We start from the raw sequence: 20,353 nt of genomic DNA on the forward strand, positions 1-20,353 counted from the left end.
GGAATCAGGTAATCAGAAGGTGTATTTCGCCGTCAGCATCACGTTGCGCGGATCGCCGTAATAGTTGTAACCACTGCGGTGACGGTTATTCAGGTTCTTGTAATAGACCTTATCGGTCAGATTATTGCCCACCAGATTAAAGCTCAGGTTTTTACTGTACTGGTAAGTAATATTGGCGTTGACTAGGGTATAGCCGCCCTGAGACAGGCCGAAGGCCCGGCCTGGGTAGGTCGATGTGCCGGTCTGCGCCGTCAGCCCTGCGCCGATGGTCCACTGATTGAGTTCACCCGGCAGGTTATAGCTACTGTACAGCTTAAACATATGCTTCGGCGTGCGGGGACTGTACGGCAAGGCTTTGTTGCTTTCCGACGCTTCCAGATATTTACTGTTGGTCAGGGTGTAACCGGAAACCAACTGCCAGCCCGCGGCCAGTTTACCGGAAACCTCCATTTCAATCCCTTGACTGCGCACCTTGCCTTCGGCGCGGGAGCAACCACCGCTAGGATCCCAGCAAACGGAACTGTCCGCTTCAGCGAGCGCCTGATTGGCTTGAATAATGCGGAACAGCGCCAGCGATGCATTCAGATCGCCGTCAAAAAATGCCCCTTTAACGCCGGTTTCGTAATTGGTACCGGTAATGGCGGGCAACAGGTTGTTGTTTTTGTCGCGCGCGCTCTGGGGTTTATAGATTTCAGCATAGCTTGCATACCAGGTGTAATGGTCGGCGAAATCCCATAGCAGGCCGGCATAAGGGACAAATTGATCGCGGACGTGCAGCTGGCTGTGGTCTTTGTCGCGGCCGTTGCGCAGATTATCGTAATAATAGTCGTAGCTGTAGGCGCTGTAGCGGCCGCCGAGGATCAGTTTCCAGTCATCGGCCAGTTCCAGCCGGGTGGTGGCGAATAGGCCGCGCTGATAAATATTATATCTTTCTACGTAGCGGCTATTATAGAGACTCAAATCTGACCAGTCTGGTTCTGCGACCGAATCGGGGTTCCAGTGATAGATGTCGGCGCTGTTTGTGTTGGCTATACGGCCAAACGTGGTGTCAAAGTTCTCTTTCTGATAATCGCCGCCGAATACCAATTCATGATTGCGCCCCAACAGTTCAAACGGACCGATCAGACTGAGGTTGTAACCCCACTGATCGCTTTTGTTGTCATAGCGTAACGCATTGTTTAAGCTACTGGCGCCGGTCACGGGATCGACGCCGGCGGTGCCGTTCATAATGCCGATATAGCGCTCTTTAGATGTGGCCCGGGTGTAGTTAAGCGCGCTCTTGAATGTCCAGTCGTTGTCAAAGTTATGTTCGAATTCAGCAAACGGATTAATTCTTTCAAAGTTAATCCGGTTCCAACTGGCACCCAGGAACGTTGAACGGGGAAGGTGTAAATCGCTTTTATCGGTGCCGAACGGGACGCCATAAAGATCGGGAACCACATCGGTTTTCTGCCAGTTAATACCGGTAGTGAGGGTGGTATCCGGCGTAATATCCCAGGCCAGCGTCCCGAATAACACCTTTCTTTCACTGCCGACGTAATCCGTGAAACTCTGCTTATCCTGATACACGCCGACAAAGCGGCCGCGCACGCTGGCATCGTCATTGAGCGGACCGGAAACGTCCATTTCGCTACGGTAGTTATCCCAACTACCGGCGGCGATGCTTCCTGATGCACGGAAATCATAGGTGGGTTTTTTACGCACCAGATTGACGGCGCCGCCCGGCTCGCCGCTGCCCTGCGTCAGACCGGAGGCACCGCGCAAAATTTCCACGCGGTCGTAAATCGCCAGGTCGGGGGATTCACTGCTCGACTGGGAAGCATTCATCACGCTGTTTTGCGACGACAGGCTGACGCCATCCTCCGTGATATTGTCCATGGCGAACGCACGAGACTCATATTTCACCTGAAAGCTATTCTGATTCACCACATTGACTCCGGTGGTCTGGCTCATCGCTTCGTCCAGCGTGGTCATATTCTGGTCGTTCATCTGCTTACGGGTCACCACGCTGACCGACTGCGGCGTTTCGCGCGGCGACAGATTCAACTGGGTGGCGGTGCTCATGCTGCGGGTGGTATAGGAATCGGTGCCTTCGGTTATGCCGTTACGGTTGATGTTCGCCGTCACCAATATCTCATCGCTCTCCGGCGCCTTCTGCAACATATAGGTGTCATCAGACTGCTTCACCGCCCGCAAGCCGCTGCCGGCAAGCAGGGTGCGAAATCCCTCGTCCACACGATAATTTCCCTGTAACGCCGCCCCTATTTTGCCGGTTGCCAGATTGGCATCGCCCGCCAGATACACGCCCGACTGGGCGGCGAACTGGTTTAGCTGGCTGCTTAATGGACTGGCCGGAATGGCGTAAGCGCGCGTTGCCTGAGCCTCTGCCTGCGCGGCGCCGGGTAACATAAGCAAAGGCGCGCTGGCGCTGCACAACAGCAGTCGGATGGCGATCGCAATGGTTACGGGCTTCCCGCCTGCGCCGGACGGAGAGAAAAATGGTGTAAGTGACATACGAGTTCGCCTTCTGACCCAGAATGAAAAATAGTGCTTTTATTGTGAATCGAAGGACGGATGTAAAAGGGGAACCGGAAAGTGACCTTTTTTTATTTTTTTTCCACGGTCACCCACCAGGAAAAGCGCCGGTTGATTCGAACCGGGAAGGTTTGCGCCAGCATAGTCAATGCTTTGTCGGTGTCAGTCAGCGGAAAGGTTCCCATGACCCTTAGCGCCGCGATCTCCGGCTGACACGCCAGGTAGCCGTGCCGGTAGCGGGAGAGCTGTGCGATAACCTCGCCCAGCGGCATGTTGTCGGCCTGTAGCAAACCCTTTGACCAACCGGCGTCGGTTTGTTGGCTGGGTAACAACGGCCCCTGGCCCTGAAGATCGAAATCCAACTGCTGACCGGCATTCACCCGGCGCGGCGTTTGCGCTTGGCGCGCCGTGACTTCAACTGCACCTTCATAGACGGCAAGATGTGTGGTTTCGTCGCGCTGTTCCACGCTGAAGCGGGTGCCCAGCGCCTGCATTTGTCCTTGCGCGCTGGAGACAAAAAATGGGCGGGTATCCGGGGCGGTATCGATCAACACATCGCCTGACAGTAGCGCAATCTGCCGTTGCCGATCGCTGTAGCGTACGTCGATCGCGCTGGCGGTATTCAACCAGATCTGCGAGCCATCCTGTAATCTGAGGTGTTTGACCTCGCCGACGGCGCTGCTGTAGTCCGCCGTCATCGCCAGCAGCGATCCCCGCAGCGGCGTATGGCGATAAGTCGCCCAGGATAACAATGCCCCTGTGCCCAATAGCGCACCCAGCTTAAGTGCCCGACGGCGATTCATATTGGTGGATTGATGCAGCAGAGTCTGCATTACCGGGTGTGGGCTGCTGTCACGCAATGGCTGAAAGCGTTGGCTCACGGTTTGGACATAATCCCACGCGCAGCGGTTTTCCTCGCTTTCATCCAGCCAGCGTTGCCACTGTCGGTGATGATCGTGATCCGGCGCCAGATCGCGCAGTCGGGCGTACCACTGTGAAGCCTGCTGTAAAGCGGCAAAGCTGGGTTTATTCATGATGTTGCCGTCTGAACAGCGGGCGCAATGCCGTCCATTTCCGCTTCCAGCAGTACGCAGTGCAACATGGCCTGCGCCATGTATTTTTTCACCATACGTTCCGACACGCTGAGTGCTGTCGCGATTTCCCGATAGGTCAAACCCTGAACCTGCGCCATGAGAAACGCGGCATACACTTTTTCCGGCAATGCCCGCAACATGGCATCAACCTGATACAGGGTTTCGAGAATAATGTGGTTGTGCTCAGCGGACAGCGTGACGGGTTCCGGTTGGGCAGCCAGCGAATTCAGCCAGGCGCGCTCAATTTCCCGTTTACGCCATAGATCGACGCACATCCCCTGTGCCATCACGCTCAGATAGGCACGGGCTCCGGCATGACTGTCGAATTGACGCGGTTTTAGCAGCAGGCGTAGAAAGACATCCTGAGCCAGATCGGCGGCGTCGCACAGATTGCCCAGTCGTTTACGCAACAGTCCCTGTAGCCAGCCGTGATGCTGGTGATAAAGTTGATGGATATCTGTTGCGGTATCAATAGGGACTGATGGCATGTCAATGGCCTGAAAACGGAATCGTGGGGAAAAATAAGATGTGCGTCACATTTTAATTGAGAATGATTGTTATTTCAATAAAACCCTCGACGTCCGTTACCCCAGCGGCAGCGCCATGATGATGGCGTCTTCACGGCCTGCTGCGGTGGGATAATAATCTCGCCGCAGCGACACTTCGTTAAACCCCAGACTTTCGTATAGCGCGATGGCCCGCTGATTGGAGGCGCGTACTTCCAGCCATAGCGTCAGGATATCGCGTTTTTCCATTTGCTGAATGACATGTTCGAGCAGTTCACGGCCAAACCCCTGACGCTGATAGTCCGGATGAACCGCAATGTTGAACAGTGTCGCTTCATCAAGCACGACCTGGGTAATGGCATAGGCGGCCATGCGCCCGTTGTGGCTCAGCTTCAGGTTGACGTAGCGATCTCCCTGATTGCTGACAAACGTTTTTTCCGTCCACGGAAAGGCGTGGCTGGCTTGTTCAATCAGAAAGGCTTGCGCCAGATCGGTCGGTGTCAGAGAAGATATCGTGTTCATGTTCGCAAATTTGTTGCCAGAGCGCGCGTTTGGCGTCGGCACTCCGGGAAAGCTCAGGCAGGGCCGGGCTGGTTAGCTGGACACCGTCCAACGCAAGCGGTGCGTCCACACCCAGACGCCAACTATGGCAGCGGGTTTTTTCGGGAAGCATCACGGTTTGCTGCGGGGTCAGACGATAGGTTTGCTCCGGCGTAAGCGCCAGACTGCGTAAAACATCGTTCAGCAGCGGGACATCGTCGGGCAGCGGCTCGGCGGATACAATAACCAGACGGACCCGTGAGGGCAGGCTGACGGCGATTTCACCCTGTAGCGCCGCCGGGCGCTTCAGGATCCACGGCGTCATCCCCAGTTGTTGTAGCAGCCAGTCACGTCTTGGTTCCATGCTTTATCCTGTCCGGAGCGCGATTATGCCGCCCTATGCTAGCAAACCCATCGTACATGCGCCAACAAAGCTCTATAATCCCGGTTCAATTATTAAGGAGCCATAGTCTGATGTCTGCATTAACCCCTGCCAGTGAAGTAATACTGCGCCATAGCGATGAATTTGTCTCACGCCGGGTCCTGTTTGCCGGTGATTTACAAGACACGTTCCCCGCGCAGTTTGAAGCATCCGATGTGCGTGTCCACGCCACGCAGTTTCACCACTGGCAGCAGTTAAACCGGACGCTGGGTGATCATGTTCAGTATGGTTTACTGGCTGATGCCCAACTGGTGGCTGACTGCGATACCCTGATTTATTACTGGCCGAAGAGCAAGCAGGAAGCGGAATTCCAGCTGTTCAATCTGCTGTCGTTATTGCCTGTCGGCGCTGAAATTTTTGTGGTGGGTGAGAACCGCAGCGGCGTGCGCAGCGCTGAAAACATACTGAGTGATTTTGCCACGCTGGTGAAAATCGACAGCGCCCGTCGCTGTGGGCTTTATCATGGCCGTATCGATAAGCAGACCACCTTCAATCTTGATGAATGGTGGGACGAGTATGTGATTGATGGCGTGACCGTGAAAACTCTGCCCGGCGTGTTCAGCCGTGATGGGCTGGATCCGGGGAGCCAATTGCTGCTATCCACGTTTGAGCCGCATATGAAAGGCAAAGTGCTGGATATCGCCTGTGGCGCGGGCGTTCTGGCCGCCGCGCTGGCGAAGCAGTCTCCGAAAATCCGTCTGACGCTGAGCGATGTCAGTGCCGGAGCCGTTGAATCCAGTAAGGCGACGATGGCCGCCAACGCACTGGAAGGCGAGGTTATTGCCAGCAATGTCTACTCGGACATTACCGGCCGTTTTGACATGATCGTATCCAATCCGCCGTTCCATGATGGTTTGCAAACCAGTCTTCAGGCGGCAGAACTGCTGATTCGCGGAGCGGTATCGCATTTGCCGATTGGCGGACAGTTACGCATTGTCGCCAATGCGTTCCTGCCCTATCCGGCATTGCTGGACGCAGCCTTTGGCAGCCACGAAGTATTGGCGCAAACCGGGCGCTTCAAGGTTTATCAGGCCACGGTTGGTCGTCCGCCTCGCACTGCCAAAGGCCGCCGTTAATTTCTAAAGATTAACCGTTGCCATGCCTTCCGTGCTGTAGCGTTCTCCCGCTGCGGCATGGAAAGGAAAGATGGCTTCAATTGCCGCCAGTTCTTCCGCCGTCAGTGTGACATCCAGCGCCGCAACGTTCTCTTCCAGATAGCGGCGGCGTTTGGTTCCCGGAATGGGAACGATGTGTTCGCCTTGCGCCAGCACCCAGGCCAGCGCCAGCTGCGATGGGGAGATACCTTTTTGTGTGGCCAACTGATTGACTTTTTCGACCAATTTCAGGTTCTTGGCAAAGTTATCTCCCGCAAAACGCGGATTGCTGCGGCGAAAATCATCGGCAGCCAAATCATCCGGTGTACGGATTGCGCCGGTCAGAAAACCGCGTCCCAGCGGGCTGTAGGGAACAAAGCCGATACCCAGACGCTGGCAGGTCGGCAGGATGTTGTCCTCTACATCCCGCGTCCACAGCGAGTATTCACTTTGCAACGCCGTGATGGGATGAACCCGATGCGCCCGTTCCAACGTGGTTGCGGAGGCTTCGCTTAGCCCGATGTAGCGGATTTTCCCTTCTTTAACCAAGTCTGCCAACGTCCCGACCGATTCTTCAATGGGGACGGTCGGATCAACCCGATGCTGGTAATACAGATCAATCACCTCGACGCCCAGTCTTTGCAAACTGCCTTCGACGGCGGTGCGGATATATTCCGGTTTACCACAGACTCCGCGCAGTTCCGGATGTGCCGGATCGCGCAGAATGCCAAACTTGGTGGCCAGGAAAACCTGTTGACGTTTACCTTTGATCGCTTTGCCAACCAGTTGTTCATTGGTATGGGGGCCGTACATATCGGCGGTATCCAGCAGCGTGACACCCAGCTCCAGCGCACGATGCAGGGTAGCAATGGATTCTTTTTCGTCCTGCGCGGTGAAATAGAAATCACTCATTCCCATACAGCCCAGTCCGAGGGCCGAAACTGATGGACCGTTGATACCTAATTTGCGTTGTTGCATTGTGCCGTCCTCATCATGTTTTTATACCCGTCATACTTCAAGTTGCAGATGCGTTGGCTGCGCTTAGTCACCCGAATCACGCTTGAGTAAGCTCATCGGGATTAATGAGAGACATCCTGTCTCTCACCGGAGGCCAGCCGCTGGCAGGTCAAATCCGTTCCCGACGAATTTGGCCTGCGCTTGCCGCCTTCCTGCAACCTGAATTATTTAGCGTATCGCGTAAGGGGAGTGTGGTTGTTTATTGAAAAAAGATAAATAACGTATTTTGTGCAACACTATTCAAAAATTAACAACAATGGCGGGGTGGCGATGGATCATATTCAGGCGATGCGGATCTTTGTACGTATTGTGGAACTGAGAAGTTTTAGCCGCGCGGCTGAAAAGCAGGGGCTGCCGCGGGCCACCGTAAGCCATACCATCAAACAGCTCGAAACGCGGCTGGGAGTTCGCTTGTTACAGAGGACGACCAGACAGGTGAATGTCACTGACGAAGGTCAGATTTATTATCAGCGCTGTACCCATCTGTTGGCCGATATTGAAGAAACCGACACGCTTTTTACCCACCAAAAACGACAGCCGGTGGGGAAAGTTCGGGTTGATATGCCACATTCGCTGGCCAGAGACGTCGTTATCCCTGCGCTGGAGGAATTTTACCTGCGCTACCCTGAGATAACGCTGATGCTGAGCGCCAATGACTCGGAGATTAATGTCCTGCGGGAAGGCGTTGATTGTGTGTTGCGAGCCTGGCGATCGGAGGATGAATCACTGGCGACCCGGCATTTACCGTCCATGCCGCAAATAACCTGTGCCTCCGCGGATTATCTGGCCCGGTTTGGCATTCCCCTGTCATTGGATGAGCTGTCCGGACATCAGGCCGTTGGCTATTTTTCATTACGTACTGAGCATCTTTATCCGCTGGAATTCATGCAAAACGGTGAGCGAATAACGCATATGCTACCGGGAAAATTGCAGGTCAATGGCGCTGATGCCTATATTGCGGGCTGCTGTGCCGGATTGGGGGTGATTCAGGCGCCCCGCCGTGGTTTACAGCCGTTTCTGGACAGTGGGGAACTGGTGGAAATATTGAAAGACACGCCTCCGCCGGATATGCCGTTATATGTAATGTACCCGCCGGGACGCTTCCTGGCGCCGCGGATTCGGGTGTTCATTGAATGGCTAAATGAACTCTTTGCTCGCCACGCTGCGGCAAGGTGATGTTTTTTGCAGCAAACCCCGCATTTCAGCGGAAATAATCATTGACCTTGACGTCAAAACCTCTAGAATTCGCCTCCGTGGTGGCATCGCGTAGCGCGATGTGACGGGTTGCGAAGGTGGCGGAATTGGTAGACGCGCTAGCTTCAGGTGTTAGTGCCTTAACGGGCGTGAGGGTTCAAGTCCCTCTCTTCGCACCATATCATCACGATCGTGTTTCACGATAAATTCGTATCGCACAGCATTATTGCGAAGGTGGCGGAATTGGTAGACGCGCTAGCTTCAGGTGTTAGTGTCTTAACGGACGTGAGGGTTCAAGTCCCTCTCTTCGCACCATGTTGTGACCCATGTCGGGCGGTGATACGAAGTGCACGGTGGTGAAACCGGTTTATCAGTGCGAAGGTGGCGGAATTGGTAGACGCGCTAGCTTCAGGTGTTAGTGCCTTAACGGGCGTGAGGGTTCAAGTCCCTCTCTTCGCACCAATCCTTTCTTAAGCTGTTCCCTGCTTTGATTTCTCTCCCTCCCCGGTTTTGCCCCTGGCAAGCGTTTGTTCCCGAGGCATTCGCTTCTGCCGTACTATCCCTGAATGAGATTAAACGTAATTGACAGCGCGGCGAGTCCACCAGCCAGTGCCACGCACGAGGGTAATAGCAGATAGTGCCGTAAACGCTGATGGAACAGCATGAACAGGGTTGCCAGCAACGCGATGGCAATAATCAGTTTGAGATGCGTCAGGTTGAGATCAAGCATTGCCAGTAAAGGCATGATAGCGCAAGGCAGCAGCACGCCCCAGGCGCTGGACAGATGTTTGCCCAGACACCAACTTACCCCCCACAGTCCGCATGCGGTAATCATCGCTGTCAGCATTTTTATCACCGTCAAATATGATAATGATAACCAATATCATATAAGAATTTATATCAATTACCAGTTTTTTGATGGAGAAGAATCGGCTGTCCAGGGCGTGGCAATTGCTGACGACGCCACCTATCGATCGTGTCCTGCATGACCGCGGCATGCTTGTGCCGGCACAGGGAGAAAGTTTGTTATCACAAATGAATATAAGTAGTATTACTAATCGTTATCATTTCGTTTTGCGGAACGCCTGCCATGCCGATAGTCAAAAATAGTTTCTGTACTTCGGAATCGTCGACATTTCCCGCTGGCGATCGGCAGTTGGCGGATGCGCTGCATGATATTCTGCGCCAGTATCGCCCTCATTGCCTTGATACGATCAAATTCGGTGAATCGCCGCCACCGGAAGCCATGACGTTGGCCGAGTGGTCGCGGCCCGCGGCGTTTCGTCAACTGCTGCAACGTTATGGTAATGATTTGTATCAGAAATATTTCGATCGCACGCGTGAGGAAAAGCCGCTGCAATCACTCTGGGCGCAGTGGTATGTCGGGCTTTTGGTTCCGCCGTTGATGCTGGTATTACTCAAGCACGCTGCGGCGTTGGACTGTACCTGCCCGCAGGTTTATGTCGCGTTTCATCATACCGGCCGGCCGGAGGCGTTTTATCTCGCTGCGCAGGTTTCGTCGGGCATTAGCCAGTCGCCGCGCGAGCGGCTGGAAATGCTGTTACGTCAACATCTCGTTCCGGTAATAAATGCGCTGGATAGTTTTGGAGCATTGAACGCCAAACTGGTCTGGAACAATACCGGCTATCTGATGCACTGGTTTTTGGGGGAGTTGAGCGCGTGTATGCCACAGCAGGTGCTTACCAGCCTGAAAAACGATCTGTTCTTTTCCCCCTCGCTGCTGGATGGTCGTGACAATCCGCTCTATCGCACGGTAATCCCTCGTGGCGGCGTCATTCAGCGCCGTAGCTGTTGCCAGCGTTATCGTGTCCCCGGCGTGGAGAAATGCCTGGACTGTACCCTGAATTCGGCTTGATAAAACGAGCGCGCCGTCTTGCATTGCCGGTTTCCCGGCATCCTCATCAGAGCGTCGTTTTGATATGATCATGCTTTCCCAGCATGAGCGAGAACATGATAAAAGTATGTTTTCGCAAGGGACTTGAAACGGAAAATCAACATGGTGATCAAATCTGTCAGGCGAGTGATCAAACGGAGTGCCATTATTCTTGCGGTAGTGGCGATAACGCTGCTGGTTATTCGGGTTTATGATACCCAGCGCGGCCCCGCACTGGCTCCCTGGCATACCTATGTACCTGATGAACTCTCCGCGGAACAGCTGGATAAAGCCGACTGGGCGGCATATCTACAGGCGGAGGACACGCTTTTTCAACAGATAAACCAGCATGTGACGCAGGAACTGGACGAGGACGAGCAACGGCCGATTAATCGCTATTTTTCCGGTAGCCCGGTTTATCCGGGAAAATTTCAGCATGACTGGAATCGTTCTTATGAACTGATGCCTGATGGCGCCCCGAAAGGCGCCGTGGTGCTGCTGCATGGTTTGACCGATTCGCCGTATAGCCTGCGGCATGTCGCTGAGCGTTATCGTCAGCGCGGCTTTGTGGCGGTAGGGATCCGTTTGCCGGCGCACGGCACGGTGCCCGGTGCGTTGACGGATGTTCACTGGCAGGACTGGTTAGCTGCGACGCGCCTGGCCGTGCGTGAAGCGGAACGCCATATTACCCCGGCTGCTGGCCGGTCTTTGCCGCTGCATATTGTGGGATTTTCCAATGGCGGGGCGCTGGCGCTAAAATATGCCCTGGATTCGCTGGATGACGCGACGCTGACGCACCCGGATCAGCTGATTCTGATTTCGCCGATGATCGGCATCACCAGCTACGCCCGGTTTGCCGGTTTAGCGGGGCTGCCGGCTATCTTCCCGGCGTTTGCCAAATCAGCGTGGCTGGGAATTCTGCCGGAGTTTAATCCGTTTAAATACAATTCGTTTCCGGTGAATGGCGCACGGCAATCGTGGCTATTAACGCATGAGCTGCAACGCCAACTGACCCGCAAAGCGCAGAGCCAGACGCTGACTGCGCTTCCGCCGGTGCTGACGTTTCAGTCGGTGATGGATTTTACCGTCAGTACCCGGGCCGTTATCTCCGCGTTTTATAATTTATTGCCCGCCAATGGCAGCCAGCTGGTGCTGTTTGACGTCAATCGCACGATCAACTTTGGACCGCTATTACGCGATTCCGCCAATGGGGCGGTGAATCAGTGGCTACCACCCGCGCCGCGCGATTATGACACCACGGTGATCACCAATGCGGCGCCTGATAGCGCCCATGCTGTCGCGTTTGACGTCAATGCGGGAATGCAGCAGGAGAGCATGCGCGATTTGGGGATTGATTATCCCCCTGACGTTTACTCGCTATCGCATGTGGCGTTACCGTTCCCGGATTCGGATTCGCTGTACGGACGTTTTTCACTGAATCCCAGAGAATTTGGCCTACCGCTGGGGATGATTGCGGCACGTGGCGAGCGTTCGGTACTGGTGGTCGATCTGGATACGCTGCTGCGTTTATCTTCGAATCCCTTTTTCCCTTATTTGATTCAACGAATCGATGAGAAAATCCCGCGGTAGCGTAACGCCGGGGATGAGTCATCTGCCCGGGCGGGCAGATGACCGGCCAGTCACCCGGAGGCGGCTGACGAGAGGACGTTAGTAAATCGACTGATACAGCGCTTTGATGTCTTCGATGCTCGTTGCCCGCGGGTTACCGCCGGTGCAAACGTCGTCAAAGGCGGCCTGGGCCAGCGCCGGAATATCCGCTTCCTTCATGCCTGCATCGCGTAATTTCGGTGGAATATCCACATCATGAGACAATTGTCGGACAGCCTGTATTGCCGCTTCCCGCGCCAGGGCAATCGGCATGTCTGCCGCTGCTTTCACGCCCATGGCAATGGCGATGGCTCTGAATTTTTCACCGGTATAATCGGCGTTATAGGCCATGATATGCGGTAGCAGGATCGCATTGGCGACGCCGTGCGGCGTGTCATAGAACGCGCCCAGCGGGTGCGCCATGCCGTGAACCAAACCCAGTCCGACATTCGAAAAGCCCATCCCGGCGATATACTGTGCCAACGCCATTTCCTCCACGCCTTCAGCTTTGCCGGCGACGGAATCACGCAGCGAGCGGCTGATGATTTCGATCGCTTTCAGATGCAGCATATCCGTCAGCTCCCAGGCCCCTTTGGTGGTAAAGCCTTCAATGGCGTGCGTCAGCGCATCAATCCCGGTCGCGGCTTTCAGCGAAGCGGGCATGCTGGCCATCATCTCAGGATCAATGATCGCCACAATGGGAATATCATGTGGATCCACACAGACGAATTTGCGGCGTTTCTCTTCGTCGGTAATCACATAGTTGATGGTGACTTCGGCGGCGGTGCCGGCAGTGGTGGGAATGGCGATAATGGGTACAGCAGGACGTTTGGTGGCGGCAACGCCTTCGAGACTGCGGACATCGGCGAATTCGGGGTTATTGATAATAATGCCGATGGCTTTGCAAGTGTCCTGCGGCGAACCGCCGCCGATGGCGATCAGATAATCGGCTTGCGCGGATTTAAAGCGTTCAACGCCTTTTCCCACTACGCCGATGGTGGGATTGGGGATAACTTCATCGTAGATCTCATAAGCCAGTCCGGCGGCATCCAGCTTTGCCGTGACCTTGCCGACAACGCCGAATTTAATCAAATCCTTGTCCGTCACCAGCAATGCTTTTTTAAAGCCACGCCGGGTGACTTCATCAACGACATGCGCGATAGCGCCGACGCCAAAATAGGATGTTTCGTTAAGAATCATTCTGTTAACCATGAGGGTAATCTCCGTAACGTATTGATTTTAATAAATTGAATAAAATTCATGTAGGGCAGCTCAATATCGAACAGGAATGTTTATCGTTAGGCGCTGGTTAAATATCGTTCGCTTTATTCACTGTAGTCCCGCGGCTGATTGGCCAAAACCAGAATGTTATGGCGGGTTGATAAATATCAAATTCCCTAATCCTTATTCTCACTATGAGAATAAATGCCCTGTTGTGCCTTCCGTTCATTGCCATGTTGTCGGCTACGTTGGCATTCAGTGGAAGAAGGTTGGGAGCCAGTTCACAAAAGCGCGGTTTGGTGAGGCGTGCGAGGAAATCACAGCATCATTTCCAGGGTGGAAACAAACTGGCATTTGATTGAAATAATCTAATTTCAGTATGTTTTTATCATTACATTAACTAATGCGATATGGGTTTTTATTCCGGTGGCATTGCCTGTGTTATCCAATTTAAATGTCATTAATCTGTGATTAATCCGGTTTTTCATGATTTATATGCTTTATTCTTGCAAAAAATAAGAGCTTTAATCTTATGATTTTGAGTTTATCAAATAAGAGGTTAAGGCTTTCTATATAGTTTAACTTATGTTTATGGATGTGGTTTAACCGGCGCTTCGGTGGTAAGTTCAGTCACAAGATATCGTTTGCGTGACGAGTTTCTATCTCCTGAACGCTGTGTTCTGAATAGAGGGAAAAGATGGCAAAGCAGACTCCGTTGTATCAACAGCATCTGGCCGATGGCGCCAAAATGGTTGATTTTCACGGCTGGATGATGCCGCTGCATTATGGCTCTCAGTTGGATGAACATCACACTGTACGCCGTGATGCCGGTATGTTCGATGTGTCCCATATGACGATTGTGGATTTGCACGGCGCCAGAACGCGCGAGTTTCTCCGCTATCTGCTGGCGAATGATGTCGCCAGGCTGACGCTGCCGGGTAAGGCGTTATACACCGGCATGTTGAATGCCTCCGGTGGCGTGATTGACGATCTGATCGTGTATTTCCTGACGGAAGACTATTTCCGGCTGGTGGTGAACTCCGCCACGCGGGAAAAAGATCTGGCCTGGATCACCGAGCATGCCAAAGCGTTTGCGGTAGACATTCGTGAACGCGATGAACTGGCGCTGGTGGCCGTTCAGGGGCCAACCGCGCAGGAAAAAGTTCAGTCTTTGCTGAAAGCGCATCACCTGTTGGACGATGCTCAGATTGAGCAAATTGCCGCGATGAAGCCGTTTTTTGGCGTACAGGAGAATGACTTCTTCATTGCCACGACGGGTTACACCGGCGAAGCCGGCTATGAAATTGCGCTACCTCAGGAACAGGCGGTGGGTTTCTGGCAACAGCTATTATCCGTGGGTGTCAAACCCTGTGGATTAGGCGCGCGCGATACGCTGCGGCTGGAAGCCGGGATGAACCTCTACGGACAGGATATGGATGAAGGCGTGTCGCCGCTTGCCGCCAACATGGGGTGGACCATCGCATGGCAACCGCAGGATCGCCAGTTTATCGGTCGCGAAGCGCTGGAAAAACAGCGTGAAAAAGGGGGCGAGCAATTAGTCGGACTGGTGATGACCGAAAAAGGCGTGTTGCGTAATGATTTACCTGTGCGCTTTACTGATAGTGATGGTGTGATGCAGGAAGGTGTCATTACCAGCGGATCGTTTTCACCCACGCTTGGCGTGAGCATTGCGCTGGCGCGCGTACCTGCGGGCATCGGTGAACAGGCTATCGTCCAGATCCGCAATCGTGAGCTACCTGTGCATGTCACCAAACCCGGCTTTGTTCGTGCCGGAAAACCGATTGTTCAGTATTAATTTGTGAAGGAAAGGAGAAGGTGGCAATGAGCGATGTACCAGCAGAACTAAAATATACCGCTTCGCATGAGTGGGTGCTGTCTGAAGGTGAAGGTGTTTACAGTGTCGGTATTACCGATCACGCGCAGGAATTATTGGGCGATATGGTGTTTATCGATCTGCCGGAAGTGGGTACGATTGTCGCGGCTGGTGATGATTGCGCCGTTGCCGAATCGGTAAAAGCGGCTTCTGATATTTATGCGCCGATCAGCGGTGAGATTATCGAAGTCAATGAAGATCTGGAAAACGCGCCTGAACTGGTTAACAGCGCGCCGTATACCGATGGTTGGCTGTTTCGGATCAGATCGTCTGACGAATCTGATTTGAATGAGCTGCTTGATGCCGAAAGCTATCAGGCCTCGTTGGAAGAAGACGAATAATGATGCCGCCCTGGTCTCTGCCGAGCCGGGGCGTTTTTTGTTCTTCCGTCCTTGTCGAGCAAGGACGGGAGTATGTTTTACGCAGGAAATTTTTGTAATGACTCAGACTCTCAGCCAGCTTGAACATGACAACGCTTTCGTTGAACGCCATATCGGCCCTTCCGCCAGCCAACAGCAGCACATGCTGTCGGTGGTCGGCGCGGATTCATTGGATGCGTTAATCCGCCAGATTGTACCTGCTGATATTCAGTTACCCAGCCCGCCCGCAGTCGGGGAGGCCGTGACGGAGCATCAGGCGTTGGCTGAGTTGAAGGATATTGCCAGCCGCAATCAGCGTTATAAAAGCTATATTGGCATGGGATACGGTGCGGTGCTGATGCCGCCGGTGATCCTGCGCAATGTGCTGGAAAATCCAGGCTGGTATACGGCCTATACGCCGTATCAGCCGGAAGTGTCGCAGGGGCGTCTGGAAGCATTACTGAATTTTCAGCAGGTAACGCAGGATTTGACCGGTCTGGAGTTGGCCTCGGCCTCGCTGCTGGATGAAGCGACGGCCGCCGCGGAAGCGATGGCGATGGCGAAACGCATCAGCAAGCTGAAACAGGCTAACCGTTTTTTTGTGGCGGACGACGTTCACCCGCAAACGCTGGATGTGGTGCGTACGCGCGCCCGGACGTTTGGTTTTGACGTGGTGGTGGGGAAAGCGGAAGCGGCGCTGAATGATGACGCGGTATTCGGCGTGTTGTTGCAGCAGGCTGGTACGACAGGCGAATTGCATGATTACGGCAGCCTGATGGCAGAACTGAAAAATCGTAAGGTTATCAGCTGCGTGGCTGCGGACATCATGGCGCTGGTGCTGCTGACGGCACCGGGCCGGCAGGGGGCGGATATCGTTTTCGGTTCTGCCCAGCGTTTCGGCGTGCCGATGGGATACGGCGGTCCGCACGCGGCATTCTTTGCCTGTCGTGATGAACATAAACGCGCGATGCCGGGCCGGATTATCGGCGTGTCGAGAGACGCCGCGGGCAATACCGCATTGCGTATGGCGATGCAGACCCGCGAGCAGCATATCCGTCGTGAAAAAGCCAATTCCAATATTTGTACCTCGCAGGTGTTGCTGGCCAACATCGCCGGTCTGTATGCCGTTTTCCACGGCCCTGACGGTCTGAAACGCATTGCCGGACGTATCCACCGCCTGACGGATATTCTGGCGCATGGCTTACGTCAGGGCGGTATGACGCTGCGTCATCAAACCTGGTTTGATACCCTGACTGTCGAGGTGGCGGATAAAAATGCGACGCTCAGCCGGGCGTTAAGTTTCGGCATCAATCTGAGAAGCGATCTGGACGATGCCGTCGGCATCACGCTGGACGAAGCCACCACGCGTGAAGATGTGCTGGCGTTGTTTTCCGTACTGTTGGGCGACGCGCACGGGCTGGATATCGACACGCTTGATGCGGAAATAAACCCGCAGTCCGACGCTATCCCCGTAGCCTTACAGCGTAACGATACGATTCTGTCGCATCCGGTCTTCAACCGTTACCACAGTGAAACCGAGATGATGCGCTATCTGCATCGTCTGGAGCGTAAAGATCTGGCGCTCAATCAGTCGATGATCCCACTGGGTTCTTGTACCATGAAGCTTAATGCGGCGGCGGAAATGCTGCCGATCACCTGGCCGGAGTTTGCGGAACTGCATCCGTTTTGTCCGCCGGAGCAGGCGCTCGGCTACCGGCAGATGATCGAACAGCTGTCTGGCTGGCTGGTGCAGCTTACGGGTTATGATGCGGTCTGCATGCAGCCCAATTCGGGCGCGCAGGGTGAGTATTCGGGGCTGTTGGCGATTCGCCGCTATCATGAAAGCCGTCATGAAGCGGCGCGTAATATCTGTCTGATCCCCAGTTCCGCTCACGGCACCAACCCGGCGTCAGCGCAGATGGCGGGAATGAGTGTGGTGGTGGTGGCCTGCGATAAGCAAGGTAATATCGATTTGCACGATCTGCGGGAAAAAGCGCAGACGGCGGGCGATCGCTTGTCCTGCATCATGGTGACCTATCCTTCGACTCACGGCGTTTATGAAGAAACCATTCGTGAGGTATGTCAGATTGTGCATCAGTATGGCGGCCAGGTGTATCTGGATGGCGCCAACATGAATGCGCAGGTCGGCATTACCACGCCGGGTTACATTGGCGCGGATGTCTCTCACCTCAACCTGCATAAGACGTTTTGCATTCCGCACGGCGGCGGCGGTCCCGGCATGGGGCCGATTGGCGTCAAAGCGCATTTGGCGCCGTTCGTTCCGGGGCATCAGGTGGTAAAAATCGACGGCGTTCTGACCGGGCAGGGCGCGGTCTCTGCCGCACCGTTTGGCAGCGCCTCTATTCTGCCGATCAGCTGGATGTATATCCGCATGATGGGGGCGGAAGGATTGAAACAGGCCAGCCAGACGGCGATCCTCAACGCCAACTATATTGCAACGCGGTTGCAATCCGCGTTTCCGGTGCTCTATACCGGACGGGATGGGCGCGTCGCGCATGAGTGTATTCTCGATATCCGTCCGTTGAAAGAGAGCAGCGGCATCAGTGAAATGGACATCGCCAAGCGCCTGATCGACTACGGTTTCCACGCGCCCACCATGTCGTTCCCGGTGGCGGGAACATTGATGGTTGAACCGACGGAGTCGGAAAGCCAGGTGGAGTTGGATCGCTTTATCGACGCAATGCTGTCGATCCGGGCGGAAATCGATCGCGTGATGAACGGTGAATGGCCGCTGGATGACAACCCGTTGGTGAACGCGCCGCATACGCAGGCTGAACTGGTGGCCGACTGGACACACCCGTACAGCCGCGAACTCGCGGTGTTTCCGGCAGGAAACGAACATAAATACTGGCCAAGCGTAAAACGTCTGGATGACGTCTACGGCGACCGTAATCTGTTCTGCTCCTGCGTGCCGGTGGCGGATTACGAATAACCCCCTTGCCGTCGATGCCCGGCGATATGGGCGTTAATGCCGGGGACGATTGCCGCAATGGCGATCGTCCCCGGCAGGCGGTTTGAACATCTGCGCCAATCGCCATTGGAAATCATTTTCAGACAAATATTTTCTCACCGAAAACAAACTGTCACTGAACTGACTCTTCCCTGACATGCAAGCTCTTTATGTTAAAGCCTCTGTGTTCAACATAATGTTGTTTACGACAATATTGTTCTACTATGTGGCAAATGAGCTATGCGTGCAAAATGCTTTCCTTATCTTGTGCTGCTGCCGACGCTGGTTTTTCTCTTCGCTTTTACCTATTTTCCTCTGCTGCGTTCGGTTATCGACAGCCTGTATGACACCCGGTTGAATGCCGAACGGCCGCTGTTTGTCGGCATGGATAATTTTATCCGTCTGTTGCATGACGATGTGTTTTGGCAGGCGTTGTTGAACAACGTGCTGTATATCCTGATGACGGTGATCCCCGGCGTATTACTGGCGTTATTGCTGGCCGTGCTGCTGTGGGAAAACACGCGGATCAACCGCTGGCTGCGCACCGCTTTTTTCTTTCCGATGATTATTCCGCTGGTGAGTGCGGCAACGCTGTGGCTGTTCATTTTCATGCCGGGGCTTGGCCTGCTGGATTACTATCTGGCGAAGGCGTTCGGACCGATGAACAACAACTATCTTGGCATGAGCGATAGCGCGCTGGTGGCGGTAAGCGTCATTGGTATCTGGAAATTCGCCGGTTACTACATGCTGTTTTTCCTCGCAGGGTTACAGTCCATTTCCACTTCGGCGCGTGAAGCGGCATTGATGGAAGGGGCGTCGAGACGTCAGGTTTTTTTCTACGTCACTTTACCGCTGCTGCGGCCGACTATCGCGTTTGTGGTGACGATTGCCTTTATTTACGCCATTACCCAGATCGACCACGTTGCGGTGATGACGCGCGGCGGGCCGAATAACGCCACTACCGTACTGCTCTATTACATTCAGGATCTGGCGAATGATACCCACGATCTTGGCAAGGCCTCTGCCGCGACTTTTCTGACGCTGGTACTGCTGTTTGCGTTTTCCATCATGAACCTGAAAGTGTTGGAAAAGGGGGCGCACTATGAGCGTTAAAAAAACATGAGCGTTGAACATCGTCATCCGCTGCGTGTTACCACCGCATTTACCCTGCCGCTATTGCTGATTTGCGCCGCCATACTGTGGATCAGCCCGTTTATCTGGATGCTGTCATCTTCCATCAGCACCAGCAGTTTCAGCAGCGATATGGCCTCGCTGTTACCACGGCTCCCGCTGACGCTGGATAACTTCCTCGACGCGTGGGACAGCGCCGACTGGTTACGCCTTTACGCCAATACGCTGATCTTTGCGCTGGGTACTTTTCTGGTACAGCTCGTAACGATTACGACCGCCGGGTACATCTTTGCTTATCACCAGTTTCGCGGCAAAACGCTGCTGTTTTACCTGCTGTTGATCCAACTAATGATTATGCCCGTTGTGATGATGGTGCCGAACATGATGACGCTGAAACAGCTGGGACTGCTGAATACGCTGACCGGCGTGATGATGCCGTATTTCGCTTCGGCGTTCGGCGTGTTCCTGATGCGTCAGGCATTTCTCAACATCGCCAAAGAAATTGAAGAAGCGGCGCTGATGGAAGGGTGTCGCTGGTGGCAGGTGGTGTTTCACGTCCTTATCCCCATGACCTGGCCCTCTATTCTGGCTTTCGCCACCGTCAGTATTACCTACCACTGGAATGAGTATCTCTGGCCGCTGATGGTGCTGAACGATCCCGATAAACAGGTGCTGACCATTGGTCTGGTGTCGTTTGCCATGGGCGCGGAGTCCGGTGGACAGTGGGGATTGATTTGTGCCGGAACGTTGCTGGTCTGTCTGCCGCTGATGCTGGCATTCGTGCTGTTCCAGAAGCAGTTCCTGAGTAGTTTTGGTTTTTCAGGCATCAAGTGATTGCCTTTCAAAAAGCGCT

At 54.2% G+C, this 20,353-nt stretch carries 17 protein-coding genes and 3 tRNA genes; 12 read left to right on the forward strand and 8 right to left on the reverse strand.

Features of this window, described 5'->3' with window-relative positions:
* Nucleotides 1-12 precede the first annotated feature (12 nt).
* The 5 genes from DDT52_RS14865 to DDT52_RS14885 form a co-directional block, all read right to left on the reverse strand.
* Entirely contained in the window at nt 13-2,514 is a 2,502-nt protein-coding gene (locus DDT52_RS14865) for a TonB-dependent siderophore receptor (protein ID WP_136157047.1), read from the reverse strand.
* A gap of 92 nt (nt 2,515-2,606) precedes the next feature.
* Nucleotides 2,607-3,569: a FecR domain-containing protein gene (locus tag DDT52_RS14870; protein ID WP_136157048.1), complete on the reverse strand. Its 963-nt coding sequence runs from the start codon at nt 3,567-3,569 to the stop codon at nt 2,607-2,609.
* Nucleotides 3,566-4,117 carry a sigma-70 family RNA polymerase sigma factor gene (locus tag DDT52_RS14875; protein ID WP_136157049.1) on the reverse strand — a complete coding sequence of 184 codons (552 nt, stop codon included), beginning with the start codon at nt 4,115-4,117 and terminating at the stop codon, nt 3,566-3,568. The genes DDT52_RS14870 and DDT52_RS14875 overlap by 4 nt, the downstream gene beginning before the upstream one ends.
* A gap of 96 nt (nt 4,118-4,213) precedes the next feature.
* Nucleotides 4,214-4,657, reverse strand: a complete 444-nt coding sequence (gene rimI / locus DDT52_RS14880; protein ID WP_136157050.1) for a ribosomal protein S18-alanine N-acetyltransferase — start codon at nt 4,655-4,657, stop codon at nt 4,214-4,216.
* Nucleotides 4,602-5,039, reverse strand: coding sequence for a DNA polymerase III subunit psi (locus DDT52_RS14885; protein ID WP_136157051.1), 438 nt, complete (start codon nt 5,037-5,039; stop codon nt 4,602-4,604). The genes rimI and DDT52_RS14885 overlap by 56 nt, the downstream gene beginning before the upstream one ends.
* A gap of 110 nt (nt 5,040-5,149) precedes the next feature.
* Between DDT52_RS14885 and rsmC the strand changes: the two genes are divergently transcribed.
* On the forward strand, nt 5,150-6,193 hold the full coding sequence (rsmC, locus tag DDT52_RS14890; protein ID WP_136157052.1) for a 16S rRNA (guanine(1207)-N(2))-methyltransferase RsmC: 1,044 nt from the start codon (nt 5,150-5,152) through the stop codon (nt 6,191-6,193).
* A 3-nt stretch (nt 6,194-6,196) separates the two neighbouring features.
* Here the strand turns inward: rsmC and DDT52_RS14895 are convergent, their stop codons facing one another.
* Nucleotides 6,197-7,189: an aldo/keto reductase gene (locus DDT52_RS14895; RefSeq protein ID WP_136157053.1), complete on the reverse strand. Its 993-nt coding sequence runs from the start codon at nt 7,187-7,189 to the stop codon at nt 6,197-6,199.
* A 309-nt stretch (nt 7,190-7,498) separates the two neighbouring features.
* Here DDT52_RS14895 and DDT52_RS14900 point away from each other — a divergent pair, with 309 nt between their 5' ends.
* The 4 genes from DDT52_RS14900 (at nt 7,499) to DDT52_RS14915 (ending at nt 8,884) form a co-directional block, all read left to right on the forward strand.
* Complete coding sequence (locus DDT52_RS14900) at nt 7,499-8,404, forward strand: LysR family transcriptional regulator (protein ID WP_136157054.1); 906 nt, start codon at nt 7,499-7,501, stop codon at nt 8,402-8,404.
* A gap of 110 nt (nt 8,405-8,514) precedes the next feature.
* Nucleotides 8,515-8,601: transfer RNA gene (locus DDT52_RS14905), tRNA-Leu, on the forward strand.
* Nucleotides 8,602-8,650: 49 nt separating this feature from the next.
* Nucleotides 8,651-8,737 (forward strand) — tRNA-Leu (locus DDT52_RS14910).
* Nucleotides 8,738-8,797: 60 nt separating this feature from the next.
* Nucleotides 8,798-8,884 (forward strand) — tRNA-Leu (locus DDT52_RS14915).
* A gap of 94 nt (nt 8,885-8,978) precedes the next feature.
* On the opposite strand, the gene DDT52_RS14920 is transcribed toward DDT52_RS14915, so the two are convergent.
* A complete protein-coding gene (locus DDT52_RS14920) occupies nt 8,979-9,269 on the reverse strand; it encodes a DUF1435 domain-containing protein (RefSeq protein ID WP_136157055.1) in 291 nt (96 codons plus the stop codon).
* Between the two features lie 243 nt (nt 9,270-9,512).
* Between DDT52_RS14920 and fhuF the strand changes: the two genes are divergently transcribed.
* Nucleotides 9,513-10,298 carry a siderophore-iron reductase FhuF gene (gene fhuF, locus DDT52_RS14925; RefSeq protein ID WP_136157056.1) on the forward strand — a complete coding sequence of 262 codons (786 nt, stop codon included), beginning with the start codon at nt 9,513-9,515 and terminating at the stop codon, nt 10,296-10,298.
* Between the two features lie 141 nt (nt 10,299-10,439).
* Nucleotides 10,440-11,906, forward strand: a complete 1,467-nt coding sequence (locus DDT52_RS14930) for an alpha/beta hydrolase (RefSeq protein ID WP_168709789.1) — start codon at nt 10,440-10,442, stop codon at nt 11,904-11,906.
* Between the two features lie 78 nt (nt 11,907-11,984).
* Here DDT52_RS14930 and fucO read toward each other — a convergent pair whose 3' ends face one another.
* Nucleotides 11,985-13,136 carry a lactaldehyde reductase gene (fucO, locus tag DDT52_RS14935; protein ID WP_136157057.1) on the reverse strand — a complete coding sequence of 384 codons (1,152 nt, stop codon included), beginning with the start codon at nt 13,134-13,136 and terminating at the stop codon, nt 11,985-11,987.
* A gap of 706 nt (nt 13,137-13,842) precedes the next feature.
* On the opposite strand from fucO, the gene gcvT reads away from it, so the two are divergent.
* The 5 genes from gcvT (at nt 13,843) to DDT52_RS14960 (ending at nt 20,334) form a co-directional block, all read left to right on the forward strand.
* Nucleotides 13,843-14,961, forward strand: coding sequence for a glycine cleavage system aminomethyltransferase GcvT (gene gcvT / locus DDT52_RS14940; protein WP_136157058.1), 1,119 nt, complete (start codon nt 13,843-13,845; stop codon nt 14,959-14,961).
* A 26-nt stretch (nt 14,962-14,987) separates the two neighbouring features.
* A complete protein-coding gene (gene gcvH / locus DDT52_RS14945) occupies nt 14,988-15,380 on the forward strand; it encodes a glycine cleavage system protein GcvH (protein WP_109054630.1) in 393 nt (130 codons plus the stop codon).
* Between the two features lie 97 nt (nt 15,381-15,477).
* Nucleotides 15,478-18,351 carry an aminomethyl-transferring glycine dehydrogenase gene (gene gcvP / locus DDT52_RS14950; protein ID WP_136157059.1) on the forward strand — a complete coding sequence of 958 codons (2,874 nt, stop codon included), beginning with the start codon at nt 15,478-15,480 and terminating at the stop codon, nt 18,349-18,351.
* 258 nt (nt 18,352-18,609) lie between these two features.
* Complete coding sequence (locus tag DDT52_RS14955; RefSeq protein WP_136157060.1) at nt 18,610-19,482, forward strand: carbohydrate ABC transporter permease; 873 nt, start codon at nt 18,610-18,612, stop codon at nt 19,480-19,482.
* A 6-nt stretch (nt 19,483-19,488) separates the two neighbouring features.
* A complete protein-coding gene (locus DDT52_RS14960; protein ID WP_136157061.1) occupies nt 19,489-20,334 on the forward strand; it encodes a carbohydrate ABC transporter permease in 846 nt (281 codons plus the stop codon).
* Nucleotides 20,335-20,353 lie beyond the last annotated feature (19 nt).

The organism is Brenneria roseae subsp. roseae (assembly GCF_003115845.1).
Classification (GTDB): Bacteria; Pseudomonadota; Gammaproteobacteria; order Enterobacterales; family Enterobacteriaceae; genus Brenneria; species Brenneria roseae.

Excerpts from the sequence above, each read along its gene's own strand:
- DDT52_RS14895 (WP_136157053.1), bottom strand. The coding sequence starts at position 7,189 with ATGCAACAACGCAAATTAGGTATCAACGGTCCATCAGTTTCGGCCCTC.
- DDT52_RS14870 (WP_136157048.1), bottom strand. The coding sequence starts at position 3,569 with ATGAATAAACCCAGCTTTGCCGCTTTACAGCAGGCTTCACAGTGGTAC.
- DDT52_RS14900 (WP_136157054.1), top strand. The coding sequence starts at position 7,499 with ATGGATCATATTCAGGCGATGCGGATCTTTGTACGTATTGTGGAACTG.
- DDT52_RS14875 (WP_136157049.1), bottom strand. The coding sequence starts at position 4,117 with ATGCCATCAGTCCCTATTGATACCGCAACAGATATCCATCAACTTTAT.
- DDT52_RS14920 (WP_136157055.1), bottom strand. The coding sequence starts at position 9,269 with ATGCTGACAGCGATGATTACCGCATGCGGACTGTGGGGGGTAAGTTGG.
- rsmC (WP_136157052.1), top strand. The coding sequence starts at position 5,150 with ATGTCTGCATTAACCCCTGCCAGTGAAGTAATACTGCGCCATAGCGAT.
- DDT52_RS14865 (WP_136157047.1), bottom strand. The coding sequence starts at position 2,514 with ATGTCACTTACACCATTTTTCTCTCCGTCCGGCGCAGGCGGGAAGCCC.
- DDT52_RS14960 (WP_136157061.1), top strand. The coding sequence starts at position 19,489 with ATGAGCGTTGAACATCGTCATCCGCTGCGTGTTACCACCGCATTTACC.
- rimI (WP_136157050.1), bottom strand. The coding sequence starts at position 4,657 with ATGAACACGATATCTTCTCTGACACCGACCGATCTGGCGCAAGCCTTT.
- gcvT (WP_136157058.1), top strand. The coding sequence starts at position 13,843 with ATGGCAAAGCAGACTCCGTTGTATCAACAGCATCTGGCCGATGGCGCC.
- gcvH (WP_109054630.1), top strand. The coding sequence starts at position 14,988 with ATGAGCGATGTACCAGCAGAACTAAAATATACCGCTTCGCATGAGTGG.
- DDT52_RS14885 (WP_136157051.1), bottom strand. The coding sequence starts at position 5,039 with ATGGAACCAAGACGTGACTGGCTGCTACAACAACTGGGGATGACGCCG.
- fucO (WP_136157057.1), bottom strand. The coding sequence starts at position 13,136 with ATGGTTAACAGAATGATTCTTAACGAAACATCCTATTTTGGCGTCGGC.
- DDT52_RS14930 (WP_168709789.1), top strand. The coding sequence starts at position 10,440 with ATGGTGATCAAATCTGTCAGGCGAGTGATCAAACGGAGTGCCATTATT.
- fhuF (WP_136157056.1), top strand. The coding sequence starts at position 9,513 with ATGCCGATAGTCAAAAATAGTTTCTGTACTTCGGAATCGTCGACATTT.
- DDT52_RS14955 (WP_136157060.1), top strand. The coding sequence starts at position 18,610 with ATGCGTGCAAAATGCTTTCCTTATCTTGTGCTGCTGCCGACGCTGGTT.
- gcvP (WP_136157059.1), top strand. The coding sequence starts at position 15,478 with ATGACTCAGACTCTCAGCCAGCTTGAACATGACAACGCTTTCGTTGAA.